Consider the following 13,405-nt stretch of genomic DNA (forward strand, 5'->3'; position numbering starts at 1 on the left):
ACAGTTGATTGCCGCAAATTAAAAAACAACCCATGTATTATGTACAGATATTTAGCCGCATATTTAGTCAAGTAGGCAAATCTGTTATGATAGCGGTACAGTATCCCTTCCTTTTATTTCCGTATATGACGATATAGAGCGCGACGACATTATGACTGATTCGATTAGAGAATTGACCATCCTTCAGCCAGACGATTGGCATATCCATTTGCGTGATGGCAAAGCATTGAGCACTACTGTATCGCACGCAGCAAACAGCTTTAACCGTGTCATATGTATGCCAAACTTAGTGCCTCCTGTTAAGAACACTGACGATGCGCGCGCCTATCGCGACCGTATCATGGCGCACTTAGTAGCCAGTGAGCTGAGTGCTGAGCGCAAAACTGCATTCGATCCACGTATGACTTTATATCTCACTGACAAAACCACTGCCCAAGATATCGAGATGGCAGCACAATCAGGTATCGTCCAAGCGGTCAAGCTTTATCCTGCTGGCGCGACTACCAATTCGGCTGATGGTGTCACCAATATTAACGCCTGTGTCGATGTTTTTGAAGCATTAGAAAAGTACAACCTACCACTATTGATACATGGCGAAGTGACGCAAGATCATGTGGATATCTTTGACCGTGAAAAGCGCTTTTTAGACGAAGTGTTGGCGCAAATCATTGTCAAATTCCCTACATTAAAGATTATCGTCGAGCATATTACTACCAGTGATGCGGCAGACTTTGTCTTAGCACAAGGCAATCATATTGCCGCCACTATCACTCCGCAGCATTTAATGTTTAACCGCAATCATCTATTGGTTGGCGGTATCAAGCCACATTTTTATTGCTTGCCTATTTTGAAGCGTGAAAGCCATCAAAGAGTATTACTAGATGTGGCAACCAGTGGCAACCCTAAGTTTTTCTTAGGCACTGATTCAGCTCCACATGCGACGGATAAAAAAGAAGCCGCTTGTGGCTGTGCTGGCTGCTATAGCGCTGCAACTGCCTTGCCATTGTATGCCACCGCTTTCGATAGCGTGGGAAAAATAGACAAGTTAGAAGGCTTTGCCAGTCGTTTTGGTGCTCAGTTCTATGGACTGCCAGTCAATGAAAGCACGATTATGCTTGTCAATACGCCTATGCAAGTGCCAGCAGCCTATCCCTACTATGATGGCTCATCATTGACCCCGCTTATGGCAGGCGAGACACTGCCTTGGTCTATCAAAGCATAAAACGCACTAAGCAAAACCATCTGTATTCTATTTTAACTTGAGAAGTTTAACCCTATGATAAGAATGACATCTACTAACCAGTAGTGTGATTTGTATCATAGGTTATTTATTTTTCATTTAATGTCTCAATTCAATATAACAGTACGACTGATAAAAGCGATTTAACCAGATATGACCACTCCAAACGATGCCGCCTTACCTGACGAAAACCCATCAAACCCTGTAGAAAATAGCCTTAAGATCGCGTCACATAGTCACACAGAAGATACCGCAGCAGACGAGCTAGCACCCATGCGTCTAAAAGACCGATTTCGTAAGTTTCTGCCTGTCGTCGTTGATGTGGAAACTGCCGGCTTTAATGCGCAAACAGATGCTTTGCTAGAGATTGCCTGCATTCCTGTACTACTGAATGAGCAAGGTGTGTTTTATCCTGGGGAAGCATTCAATGCTCATATCGAACCCTTTGAAGGCGCGAATCTTGAGCCAAGTGCCCTTGCCTTCACTGGCATTGATCCCAACAATCCAATGCGTAAAGCCATTGCCGAAGATGAAAAAACAGCACTACGCCGTATCTTTAAGGGGTTAAAAGAAGTACGCCGTACTGAGGACTGCCGCCAGTGCGTCTTAATTGGGCACAACGCCCATTTTGACTTAGCGTTTTTGAATGCGGCAGTGCTGCGTACCAATAACAAAAGTCACAACCCGTTTCATAACTTTTCAGTTTTTGACACAGTGACCTTATCTGCGCTGGCATTTGGTCAGACAGTACTAGCACGTGCTTGTAAGGCAGCAGGGCTTGATTTCGATGGTAATGACGCACATTCTGCCCTATACGATACACAAAAGACTGCTGAGCTGTTTTGTCATATCCTAAACCATTATCCTATGCTGGCTAATGCGATGCATACTGAAGAAAATAAAGAGGATTCGACTGAGAGTAGTCACAAATAATCCATTTATCACATATCCTATATTGCCAACTACCCATAATAGTGCTATTTGTAATACTTGATGACTTTGACATCTTGGTTTTACAATCAATAGGGATATGATTGATATCACAATAAATCAGCAACTTGTCTAACCGTTGAATATCATATTGTGTAAAACAATTCAAAAACCAGACAAGTTGCTGTAATTACTCACATTAGAACGTCTCGTTATATCCTATAGATGGTTTAAGTTGCCCACATTGTCTCGATAGCCAGTACGATTCATGCTATCGAGGCGTAATAGGAGGGACTCTCTTATGGATCCACAGCTTAAGTTATGGGGAACCATCCTCGGTTATATGCTGCTCGCATTGACTATTAGTGCTTGTACTTCTCTATGGATTCGCTATCATTTAAAGCGTAATGACTTACATCCTCGCCGTGCGATCAAAAAAAGATACTTAATTTTAAAAAGAAGAAGAAAAAGGCTTGACAGCAAGCGCAGACGCTATTAGAATACGCACCACTTCAGCATAAAGGTGAAAGCAGCTGAGGTGTTGTGTTACTAGTCCCCATCGTCTAGAGGCCTAGGACACCGCCCTTTCACGGCGGTAACGGGGGTTCGAATCCCCCTGGGGACGCCACTATTTGGCGTCACTTATTAGCAAGTTTGCTGCAAAGCATCTGATAAGACTAATAAGCGTACCACCAAAAAGCCCAATCACATACTCTTGTGATTGGGCTTTTGTATGCCTGTTTTTTATATCATGAGGTTCTTGATATCTTAGCACTCAGTTCGTCATCGCCGATTTACTTGATAAATGAAGCATAATTAATTTTATAGATAAGATTCGGTATTAAGTTCGCTCAAGATATTAAGGTATATTTACTAAGTGTCGCTATCTATGGTTTCTATACCTAACTTGATGTTTTGTTTATTTATTGAATTTTTTATCATAAATTTAAGCAAAAAAATCCAGCATTGAATACTGGATTTTTAAGTCAAACAGTCTATTTTTACAAAAACTACCAAATCTTATCTGATAGCATTAGCCACAACAATGTCATCACAATCATGATACCGAGTACTGTTTGAATCAAGAAGAATGCTTGATGCTGACCAACAACCTTACTTAACGTCACCCCTAACGTGCTGTACTTGATAGGTGGCGTGTCAATATTGCCAGTTCTTGCTTGTTCCTCATAATACCCTTGTAAGATATCTAAAAATTCGCGCCATGCGTTAGAGCCCCAATCATAGGGTTTAAATGGCATGAGTTTTTTCAGCTCAGGCTCTTTGGTCATCCAACGTTCAAGTGTAATGGAGCGTAGAGACCAGTTCGAAAAACGGCGTTCGGTAATTTCTGAAAAATCTAAGATTTTTAATTCTTTATGTCGATCGTCTAATAATAAGCGATTCTTTAGATTGGTTAAATCTTGTTCTGACCCTTCTGCACATTGAAAAAAGTAGCCATTGCCATAGCAAAGAATACCCGTAACATTATCGGCTTGGTTACGCTCAATCGCGACCTCTGAGATGTCGTTAAGCGTGCTGGGACTTGAAAGACCAGTCGAAGTAATTTGGCTTATATATATAAGCTGGCAGAGATCTGTCGTCACTGGATTTGTCGAATCGTTGATTGTTGACAATCAGCTTCTCCCTATTTTTAGGTAAATGTAGCTAAGACAACCATACTAAATTTAGAAAAAACATAGAAACAAGATCTTTGAAAATATCAAATAGGCTTGGTATATTATTGATTTTATAAATGTTTATATTAATTGTATTAAGTTGGTTACATCATAGGCTAGTTTAGTCATCAAAGCAATATATGTTTATCTTATATCATTAATTGAGAAAACCAAACAATAATTCGCAATTATTTATATTGAGAGTTTACACTGTAGTTTTTGGGAAGCAATAGGATAAATAGGTAATATGGGAGGGGAAAGTAATGATAAAAGCCGTCACCAATGAGCGATAAGACTACCGGCTCATTAATGAGATTGATACAGACTGATGACTATTGCGAGTGTTTAATTATTTTTTGTCTACTCAGAACTGAGCGGTAATAATCGCTGCGAGCAAGATAGCATCATCAGGATAGGTGAGCTTGATATTCTGGCGACTGCCAGTCACGAGGCGAATGGGTAGGTCTAAATATTCAAATGCACTGGCTTCATCAGTAATGGTGAGCTCGTGTTCAGCGACATAAGTTAATACTTTTTGCAGCTGACCTAAGCGAAACACTTGCGGCGTTTGTGCTTGCCACATATGACGGCGATCGATAGTACGTTTAGCGTAAGAATGTGGGCTGCTACTCACTGTCAGGTTAACTACAGGCGTCTCACCTACAAGCTCAGATTGAGCGGTAGACTGCGGATAGGATTCCTTTAAAGTATCAGCCACCGGTGTCGCTAAGATAGCACCATAGGGCTCTAGCATCGCCGCTTCGATGACTTGTTCAATATCATGACTGGGAACCGCAGGACGCGCCGCATCATGAATAATAACCAAATCTGAATCGTCAGCTCCCGCCTCAATAATCGCCTTTACCCCTGCCTGTACAGACTGCCAGCGCTCAGCGCCGCCCATGGCATAATGTATGGGTAGCGCAAAATTCAATGTTTGTGCTGTACTGTCATCTGCTGCGACGACTAATAAACATGTATCAATATAAGCACTACTAGCAAGCCGTGCCACACTATGCTGTAGCAAGGTCTGCCCTTGCAACATCGTATATTGCTTGGCAATAGAGGCACCAAAACGACTACCGCGACCCGCAGCAACGATCATGGCATGTACATTAGGTGTGATATTCATAAGGCAATATTCATAAAGTAGTATTCATGGTTAGAGCCCATGATAGTATTGCTAGGGATAGACGAGGAATAAGAGAAGTAACGAATTTCAGGTGAATAAGATTTCTATTATAGACAATAGAAGATCATAATTTTAGACAGTTAAGAGCAATTAATAACGGCTATGCGTCGTGGGCGCCGTAGATACTTGTACAAAGGTCTCGTTCGGCTTAATCAAACCCAAGTCTAAACGAGCGTGCTCTTCCACTGCCTCAAGACCAGTTTTTAAGTCATGCACATCAGTACGCAATAAGTTATTTGCTGCCACTTGGTTTTCGTTTAAGCGTTGTTGTTCTTCGATTTGAGTCAGCAATTTATTATGCTCAAAGCGACCATTTTCGCCCAGCCAATACTGATATTGCAATCCCAAAAGGACGGCAACGGCTAGAGCAAGTAGCATAAATTGGCTAAAGTATTTCATAAGATAATAACGCCGAACAACATAGAGACAATAATAAAATAAAAAACCAGCTTGCTAAGCGATATATCACCATATTAATGATGAGATATCGCCTAGCTGTAGCAAGAAATCTGGCTTGTTAACCACGTAGACCGATGAACTCTTCACGACCACGGTAGCTTGCACGTACTTGTTGCTCGATACGTAGCAGCTGATTGTATTTTGCCACACGGTCTGAGCGGCATAGAGAGCCAGTTTTAATCTGACCAGCAGCCGTACCAACGGCTAAATCTGCAATGGTGCTGTCTTCAGTTTCACCTGAACGATGTGAGATAATGGTTGCATAGCCATTTTTCTTCGCTAGATAGATCGCATCTAGCGTTTCTGACAAGGTACCGATTTGGTTAAACTTAATCAAAATTGCATTGGCAATATGCTTATCAACACCCTCTTGCAAGATAGCAGGGTTGGTCACAAATAAATCATCACCAACCAACTGAACTTTATCACCAATCTGCTCAGTCAAATATTTCCAACCATCCCAATCAGACTCGTCAAGCCCGTCTTCGATAGAGATAATAGGATATTGACGCGCCAAGCCGACTAGATAATCTGAAAATCCTTGGCTATCAAAGGCTTTGTTGCCCTCGCCTGCCAAGATATATTGACCATCTTTGTAAAATTCGCTAGCCGCACAGTCTAGCGCCAAATGAATATCTTCGCCCGCTTTATAGCCGACTTGCTCAATCGCTTGCATGATAACGGTGATGGCTTCTTCATTGCTACGCAGGTTTGGCGCAAAACCGCCTTCATCACCAACCGCAGTATTTAAACCTTGTGATTTCAACACAGATTTCAAGCTGTGGAAAATTTCTGTACCAGCACGCAATGCTTCTGAGAAGCTGGTGAAACCAACAGGCTCAATCATGAACTCTTGGATATCAACCGTGTTATCCGCATGCTCACCACCGTTTAAGATATTCATCATCGGTACAGGCATCGTCAGCGACGTCTGATTGCGCAAGTTTGCAATATATTGATGTAATGGCAGATTTTGTGACTTGGCAGCGGCTTTTGCAGTGGCAAGAGACACCGCTAGCATGGCATTAGCACCAAGGCTGTCTTTGTTTTCTGTGCCATCTAGCGCAATCATTGCATCATCAATGCCTTGCTGTTCGGTGACGTCTTTATCCATCAACGCGCTGCGAATTTGGCTATTGACGTTAGCAACGGCTTTCTTAACACCTTTACCCATATAGCGACTTTGGTCACCATCACGTAGCTCAAGCGCTTCGCGTGAACCAGTTGATGCACCACTTGGGGCAGCAGCACGGCCGATAGTGCCATCAGCTAAGATTACATCAGCTTCGATGGTTGGGTTACCACGCGAGTCTAAAATCTCACGGGCGCGAATGTCTTTAATTGCGGTGACGTTGGTGGTTTCTTCAGCGTACATAATGTCTGTTAATTCCTTTGGTCATGCCAAGTTTGTGGGATAAATAACGGCAACTAGAATACAAAAAAGATAAAGCAAAATATCGTATAGTGCTATGCTCAAACCAGCTTTGCTTATCTATATAGTCAGCAAGTTTTGAGCAGGATTAAAGGTAGTTTTAATACTTTAACCGTTAGCTATAGTGCTTGGCATCATAGCATAAATTTTGCCAAACTTCCCTTATCTTGCACCGACTGGCGCTGATAAAATCACACTTAGATAAACAAATTACCAATTATGGATTTGTCTCAGCACCTATAATATTAAGAGCCATATGACTCTTATGCTTTTGTTAGACGTTCTGTTTTAGCGTGGGAGCCAGATACTGTGTTATCCAGCTCAACCTTTGTTTTAAATTGGGTCAATCGTAAGGCATTCATTAATACTGAAATAGAGCTAAGCGCCATCGCAGCGGCGGCAATCATAGGGTTTAAGAAACCAAAAGCGGCCAGCGGAATACCAAGGCAATTATAAATAAAAGCAAAAAACAGATTTTGCTTGATGTTGCGCACTGTTGCATTAGCTATTTTTTGCGCGGCATCAATATGCATCAGCGACTCACCCATCAAGCGGGCTGACGCACTATGCTGGGCGACGTCTGTGCCTTCAAACATGGCAAAGCTTGCATCGGCAGTTGCCATCGCTGGCGCATCGTTGACACCATCGCCTGCCATTGCAACTTTATGACCAGCCGTTTGCAACAAGGCAATTTGACTGGCCTTATCGCGTGGGCTCATTTTACCATAAGCTTGCTCAATGCCCAGCTGCCCTGCCACATGATCGACCACAGACTGCTTATCACCACTCATCAAAATGACATTGATACCTGCGTCTTGCAGCGCAGTAATAGCCTTCGGAGTATCTACTTTTAAGTCGTCAGCTAGAGCAAAAGCACCCAAAGCTTCATCATTAATACTAACGGCAACGGTACTGGCAATTTGCCATACCTTTGGCATCAGCTTAGGCAGTGTTAAATTAGCAAACTCTGCAGTACCAACTTTTACCACACCCAAACCTTCAATATTGGCTTGTATACCAGCGCCTTTAATGACACTAATATCAGTCACATTCATCAACGGCAAATTTCGCTCAATAGCCGCGTTAACCAATGCTGTTGCTAGTGGATGACTGGCATGTGCTTCAACGCTTGCGGCAATTTGTAACACATCATCGACTGCGATCGATTTATCCACCATCACATGGTCCACGATAGTCGGCTTACCGATGGTTAATGTGCCCGTTTTATCGAGCACCACCGTATCGATATTGCCTGCCGCTTCAAGGCTTTGTGCGTCTTTGAACCAGACACCATGACGAGCAGCAACGCCCATACCAGCCATGATAGCGGCTGGCGTTGCCAAACCTAAAGCACAAGGACATGCAATGACCAACACCGAGACGGCATGCATCAAGGCAGTATCCATCATCCCAGTCAGCCACCACGTCACCCCAAAGGTGATAAGCGCAATGGCAACGACGACTGGTACGAATACTGCCGTCACTCTATCGGCAAGACGGGCTAAATTGGCTTTTGAGCCTTGGGCATCGCTGAGCGCCTGTACCATATCACCAAGCTTTGTATCACTACCTTTAGCACTGACGCGGTATAATAAGCTGCCATTTTCAACCAACGCCCCTGCCAATAATTTATCTCTCACTTCTTTTTTAAGCGGTACCGACTCACCCGTTAAATGACTCTCGACACACCAGCCAGCACCATCGATAACCACCCCATCGGTTGCAACTCGGCTGCCTTGCTTGGCACGCAAAATATCACCAACTTGCACGTCTTTAAGAGCAACATTATGAAAATCACCATTAGGCTGCTGCTGTTCGACTTCATCGGGCGTTAAGGACAATAATAAATCGATACTATTGAGGCTGTGTTTTTTGGTGCGCTCTTCTAGATACTTACCCGTACGTACAAAAGCAATGACCATGACGCCTGCTTCAAAATACACCGCAGGACTGCCATCCGCACCGTGACCACCAGCATGACCACTTTGCAGCAAACTGTTTAAAGTGCCATCGCCATGGGTCAGCCACAGATATGTTGAATACGCCCAAATAGTCACGGTACCAATGACGACTAGCACGTCCATATTGGCAAGACCACCTTTGATAGACGCCCAAGCGCTTTTGTAAAATGGCAAGGCAAATCCAAACTGTACAATGGTCGCTAATATAAATTGAATCCAAATCGGCGGCATCCACGCCATACCCTGCCCAACGAGCATACCTGCCATACCAACTAAAAATGGCACCAAACAAATCCATAACCCAATCAAACGCCATGGGTACTGAGTCGCGGTATCTTCGTCTGTTTTTGCGAACAAACTATCGGCCGCCTGCAAATTGGCAACGAAGCCTGTTTTATTTACCCATTCTGTCACTTGTTCAGGCGTGGTCTGCGTTGGGTCATAATCAACATTCGCAGTCTCGCCAGCGAAGTTTACACTCACCTCGTATACCGACGGCTTTTTGTTGAGCACCTTCTCAATTCGCGAGGCGCAGGCTTGACACGTCATCCCATCAATGGCCAGCTGCAAATGTGCACGCTGCGGCGCGAGCGGCGTATTGGATTGAATATCAGTTTTTACATCGTAGGCGTCATGATTGTCGGTTTGGGTAGTATCATTCATAAATAAAACTCGGTATGGCGTTTATGCGTTATGGCGTTATAAAGTCGTCTGAGCTAGGACAGCAACTCAGTGGATGGAATATCTAAGTCAAACAAATAGCACACTTTTAAATTTGATATTGGTATGGTCGAACTGAATAATGAGTACGCTACTATCAATAATTTTTAACCATTAAAAAACCAGCCTTTATAGCCGGTTTTTTAATACAAATGAAACAGGTTAAGCATTGGCAACAGTGGCATCAAAGCCAGCATCGTCGATAGCAGCAGCAATTGTCTCTACACTGGTTTTGCTATCATCAAAAGTAACCGTCGCTTGATTATCTGCCAGCTCAATACTGATATCGTCTAAGCCATCGATATCGGCAGTGGCGTTATGCACACTGGCCACACAGCCACCACAAGTCATGCCATCAATTTTAATAATACGTGTTTGGTTTGCCATGAGAGGCTCCTTATTTTTGTAACTGGGTTTTATAGGTAAATACTTTTATTAAAGAACTGCTTTTATAATTGTCTTTTTAAGACGGCTATCTTTTAAGACGTTATAAAAATAGCACTTAACCAGCTTAAACCCTATCACGGTTAACAACAAGGCTCTTTGATTATCACTTTATTAATAGAACCGTGAATTTATGCCTAAGTGACAGACAATAGCGCTTATTTTAGAATAACGTCTAATCATCATGACGTGGGTTTTGCGGTGCATCAAGAGGAAACGGCTGGGTCACATAATCGACAGTACTAATTGCCGCCGTAAACGCATGGATACTGGTGTCTGTATCTTCATAACGTATGGTGGCAACATGATTATCAGGATCAAGCTCGATGGCCGTCACCCCTGTGATATTTTTCAGCGCTGTCATCACACTCTTTAATCCTTCATCATCATCGATATTTTCGATACTGACTGTTGCTGTTTGCATCGCCATAATCTCAGCCTCTTATTGTCTGTAAATACATTAATGGGTATCTAACACCTCAAAGCCTTTGACCAAGTCATCAATTTGCTTCAACTGACGCAAAAACGGCTCTAACTGGCTCATACGTAGCGCACACGGACCATCGCATTTTGCAGTCTCTGGGCTTGGATGCGCTTCTAGAAACAACCCTGCCAGTCCTGTCGCCATCCCTGCTCGTGCCAAGGTTGTAATTTGTTCACGGCGTCCACCCGCACTATCGCTACGGCCGCCTGGCTGCTGTAAGCTATGCGTCACATCAAAAAACACAGGGATATTCATCTGCTTCATGGTATCAAAACCAAGCATATCAACGACCAAATTATTGTAACCAAAGGCACTGCCGCGCTCACAAAGGATCAACTTATCGTTACCACCTTCAAGGCATTTGTTAATGATATGACGCATCTCATGCGGCGCTAAAAACTGCGCTTTTTTGATGTTAATAATCGCATCCGTCTTCGCCATCGCATGTACTAAATCTGTCTGACGCGATAAGAATGCTGGTAATTGGATGATATCTGCGACTTCAGCGACGGGTGCCGCTTGATACGGCTCATGTACATCCGTGATAATAGGAACTTGGAATTTTTCTTTGATTTGCCCCAGCCAATCAATACCCTGCTCTAATCCAGGACCTCGATATGAGTGCAGGCTTGAACGGTTGGCTTTATCAAAACTGGCTTTGAAGACATAGCCAATGCCCAAACGCTGACATATTTCGATATATTGCTCTGCAATCTCGAAGGCCAATTCCTTTGATTCTAAAACATTCATACCACCAAATAATACAAATGGTTGGTCGTTACCGATATTAAGAGTGTTGCCATTTGGCGTAGTAAGTTTGATATGTGATTGCGCTGTTGATAAATGTTCCATGAAGTCGTTACCCTCTTTATTGTTATTAATATTTCTCTCCCATATTGTAACCGATAGACTCAGTAAAAAAAGGGGTTAAGCGTAATTGCTGACCAACCATTAGAAAAATTGTCATGTGTATTACTTAAAAATAATCTCATTCATAACCACAGTCATAAAATGAAACGCAAAAAAAAGACCAATCCGAAGATCAGTCTTTTTTATACATGTAAATTTTTATACATTAACGATTATTTGCTTTCGTTATAGTTCTTAGCCGCTTTTACAAAGCTGTTAAACAGTGGATGACCACCGCGCGGCGAGCTGGTAAATTCAGGATGGAACTGTACGGCGACAAACCAAGGATGATCAGCAATCTCGACCGATTCTACTAAGTGCTGTTTGGCAGAATAACCAGATATGGTCATGCCTGCTTGCTCTAATGGCTCGATATAGCGATTGTTCATCTCATAACGATGGCGATGACGCTCAGTGATATTTTTGGCGCCATAGATTTGGCTAAGCTTGCTACCAGCAACCAGTTCGGCTTGCTGCGCGCCTAGACGCATAGTGCCGCCAAGGTCAGAGTCATCGCTACGAATCTGTAATTCGCCGCGCTCATCTAACCACTCAGTGATGAGACCAATGATAGGCTCTGCCGTTTTGCGATCAAACTCAGAAGAATTGGCATCGATTTTGAGTACATTACGCGCGTATTCAATCACTGCTAACTGCATACCAAGGCAAATACCTAAATATGGCACGTTGTTTTCACGAGCATAAGTGATGGCTTTTATCTTACCATTGGTACCACGCTCACCAAAACCACCCGGTACTAGGATGGCATCAGCATTGTGTAGCTGCGCCAATAAGCTGTCATCATCTTCTAGACGCTCAGCATCAACATAGTCAATTTTGACATCGGCTTTATGAGTGATACCAGCATGCAGCAGTGCTTCGTTGATCGATTTATAAGCATCAGGTAACTCGACGTATTTACCAACCATCGCTACCGTCAGGCTCATTTCAGGATTAAGCTGCGCTTCAACTACTTTATCCCAATCACTCAAATCTGCTTCTGGTACATCTAAACCAAAACGCTCACAGATCAAATCATCAAGATCCTGCTCATGAAGCGTGCGTGGTATTTGATAAATACTTTGCGCATCTTCACACATAATAACCGCACGCTCTTCCACATTGGTGAACAGCGCTATTTTGCGACGGTTGTCTTGCGAGATGTGGTGATCAGAGCGGCAAATCAATATATCAGGCTGCAAACCGATAGAACGCAGCTCTTTTACTGAATGCTGCGTTGGTTTGGTTTTGGTCTCGCCTGCACTAGCAATGTAAGGAACTAGCGTTAAATGCATCAACATGGCTCTATTACGACCAAGCTCCACTTGCATTTGGCGGACGGCTTCCATAAATGGTAACGATTCGATGTCACCAACGGTACCGCCAATCTCAATAATGGCGATATCATAACCTTCACCACTGGCTAAAATTTTACTCTTAATTTCATCAGTGATATGCGGAATAACTTGTACTGTACCACCAAGATATTCACCACGACGTTCTTTATTTAGCACGTTTTGATAGATACGACCACTAGTAAAGTTATTGCTCTTACTCATTTTTGAATGGCGTAAGAAGCGCTCATAGTAACCCAAATCTAAATCAGTCTCTGCACCATCTTCGGTGACGAATACTTCGCCATGCTGGAATGGGCTCATCGTACCTGGATCGACGTTGATGTACGGATCCATCTTGGTCATCGTGACAGTCACGCCACGGGCTTCTAAGACCGCTGCAAGAGAGGCTGCGGTGATACCTTTTCCTAGTGAGGACACTACCCCACCGGTCACAAATATAAACTTGGTCATAGTACTCTGTCGGTAATTGGTAAAGAAGGATTTTACTAAAAATACGTCAAAAAATATAGGGCAAAAGCATAAACTCTTTGAAACATTCAATTTTTAGTACTTAGCTATTATAACGAACTACCCACTCAAATAGGACATAACAAAAAAAAC

12 protein-coding genes and 1 tRNA gene are annotated in these 13,405 nt (G+C 43.0%); 4 read left to right on the forward strand and 9 right to left on the reverse strand.

Annotation, left to right across the window (positions count from 1 at the left end):
• Positions 1–151: 151 nt before the first annotated feature.
• The 4 genes from pyrC (at position 152) to ACT3S4_RS02115 (ending at position 2,798) form a co-directional block, all read left to right on the forward strand.
• The gene (gene pyrC / locus ACT3S4_RS02100; protein ID WP_444760329.1) at positions 152–1,222 is read left to right on the forward strand and encodes a dihydroorotase; all 1,071 of its coding nucleotides are present in this window, start codon (positions 152–154) and stop codon (positions 1,220–1,222) included.
• Positions 1,223–1,513: 291 nt separating this feature from the next.
• Positions 1,514–2,173: a ribonuclease T gene (gene rnt / locus ACT3S4_RS02105; RefSeq protein ID WP_201600334.1), complete on the forward strand. Its 660-nt coding sequence runs from the start codon at positions 1,514–1,516 to the stop codon at positions 2,171–2,173.
• A gap of 298 nt (positions 2,174–2,471) precedes the next feature.
• Positions 2,472–2,669, forward strand: coding sequence for a hypothetical protein (locus ACT3S4_RS02110; RefSeq protein ID WP_140412980.1), 198 nt, complete (start codon positions 2,472–2,474; stop codon positions 2,667–2,669).
• 53 nt (positions 2,670–2,722) lie between these two features.
• Positions 2,723–2,798 (forward strand) — tRNA-Glu (locus tag ACT3S4_RS02115).
• Positions 2,799–3,180: 382 nt separating this feature from the next.
• On the opposite strand, the gene ACT3S4_RS02120 is transcribed toward ACT3S4_RS02115, so the two are convergent.
• The 9 genes from ACT3S4_RS02120 to ACT3S4_RS02160 form a co-directional block, all read right to left on the reverse strand.
• Complete coding sequence (locus tag ACT3S4_RS02120; RefSeq protein ID WP_045444510.1) at positions 3,181–3,804, reverse strand: BLUF domain-containing protein; 624 nt, start codon at positions 3,802–3,804, stop codon at positions 3,181–3,183.
• Between the two features lie 406 nt (positions 3,805–4,210).
• On the reverse strand, positions 4,211–4,978 hold the full coding sequence (gene ispD, locus ACT3S4_RS02125) for a 2-C-methyl-D-erythritol 4-phosphate cytidylyltransferase (RefSeq protein WP_444760330.1): 768 nt from the start codon (positions 4,976–4,978) through the stop codon (positions 4,211–4,213).
• Positions 4,979–5,128: 150 nt separating this feature from the next.
• Positions 5,129–5,437 carry an FtsB family cell division protein gene (locus tag ACT3S4_RS02130; RefSeq protein WP_055125147.1) on the reverse strand — a complete coding sequence of 103 codons (309 nt, stop codon included), beginning with the start codon at positions 5,435–5,437 and terminating at the stop codon, positions 5,129–5,131.
• 118 nt (positions 5,438–5,555) lie between these two features.
• Positions 5,556–6,872 carry a phosphopyruvate hydratase gene (gene eno, locus ACT3S4_RS02135; protein ID WP_444760331.1) on the reverse strand — a complete coding sequence of 439 codons (1,317 nt, stop codon included), beginning with the start codon at positions 6,870–6,872 and terminating at the stop codon, positions 5,556–5,558.
• A 320-nt stretch (positions 6,873–7,192) separates the two neighbouring features.
• Positions 7,193–9,553, reverse strand: coding sequence for a heavy metal translocating P-type ATPase (locus tag ACT3S4_RS02140; protein WP_444760332.1), 2,361 nt, complete (start codon positions 9,551–9,553; stop codon positions 7,193–7,195).
• Between the two features lie 219 nt (positions 9,554–9,772).
• Positions 9,773–9,997, reverse strand: coding sequence for a heavy-metal-associated domain-containing protein (locus tag ACT3S4_RS02145; RefSeq protein ID WP_011280902.1), 225 nt, complete (start codon positions 9,995–9,997; stop codon positions 9,773–9,775).
• 232 nt (positions 9,998–10,229) lie between these two features.
• On the reverse strand, positions 10,230–10,484 hold the full coding sequence (locus tag ACT3S4_RS02150; protein WP_198329356.1) for a heavy-metal-associated domain-containing protein: 255 nt from the start codon (positions 10,482–10,484) through the stop codon (positions 10,230–10,232).
• Positions 10,485–10,514: 30 nt separating this feature from the next.
• Positions 10,515–11,390: a 3-deoxy-8-phosphooctulonate synthase gene (gene kdsA / locus ACT3S4_RS02155; protein WP_444760333.1), complete on the reverse strand. Its 876-nt coding sequence runs from the start codon at positions 11,388–11,390 to the stop codon at positions 10,515–10,517.
• A 230-nt stretch (positions 11,391–11,620) separates the two neighbouring features.
• Positions 11,621–13,255, reverse strand: a complete 1,635-nt coding sequence (locus ACT3S4_RS02160; protein ID WP_045444494.1) for a CTP synthase — start codon at positions 13,253–13,255, stop codon at positions 11,621–11,623.
• Positions 13,256–13,405 lie beyond the last annotated feature (150 nt).

Origin of the sequence: Psychrobacter sp. AOP30-A2-5 (genome assembly GCF_052378115.1) — a bacterium.
Classification (GTDB): Bacteria; Pseudomonadota; Gammaproteobacteria; order Pseudomonadales; family Moraxellaceae; genus Psychrobacter.

Excerpts from the sequence above, each read along its gene's own strand:
- pyrC (WP_444760329.1), top strand. The coding sequence starts at position 152 with ATGACTGATTCGATTAGAGAATTGACCATCCTTCAGCCAGACGATTGG.
- rnt (WP_201600334.1), top strand. The coding sequence starts at position 1,514 with ATGCGTCTAAAAGACCGATTTCGTAAGTTTCTGCCTGTCGTCGTTGAT.
- ACT3S4_RS02110 (WP_140412980.1), top strand. The coding sequence starts at position 2,472 with ATGGATCCACAGCTTAAGTTATGGGGAACCATCCTCGGTTATATGCTG.
- ispD (WP_444760330.1), bottom strand. The coding sequence starts at position 4,978 with ATGAATATCACACCTAATGTACATGCCATGATCGTTGCTGCGGGTCGC.
- ACT3S4_RS02130 (WP_055125147.1), bottom strand. The coding sequence starts at position 5,437 with ATGAAATACTTTAGCCAATTTATGCTACTTGCTCTAGCCGTTGCCGTC.
- eno (WP_444760331.1), bottom strand. The coding sequence starts at position 6,872 with ATGTACGCTGAAGAAACCACCAACGTCACCGCAATTAAAGACATTCGC.
- ACT3S4_RS02140 (WP_444760332.1), bottom strand. The coding sequence starts at position 9,553 with ATGAATGATACTACCCAAACCGACAATCATGACGCCTACGATGTAAAA.
- ACT3S4_RS02145 (WP_011280902.1), bottom strand. The coding sequence starts at position 9,997 with ATGGCAAACCAAACACGTATTATTAAAATTGATGGCATGACTTGTGGT.
- ACT3S4_RS02150 (WP_198329356.1), bottom strand. The coding sequence starts at position 10,484 with ATGGCGATGCAAACAGCAACAGTCAGTATCGAAAATATCGATGATGAT.
- kdsA (WP_444760333.1), bottom strand. The coding sequence starts at position 11,390 with ATGGAACATTTATCAACAGCGCAATCACATATCAAACTTACTACGCCA.
- ACT3S4_RS02160 (WP_045444494.1), bottom strand. The coding sequence starts at position 13,255 with ATGACCAAGTTTATATTTGTGACCGGTGGGGTAGTGTCCTCACTAGGA.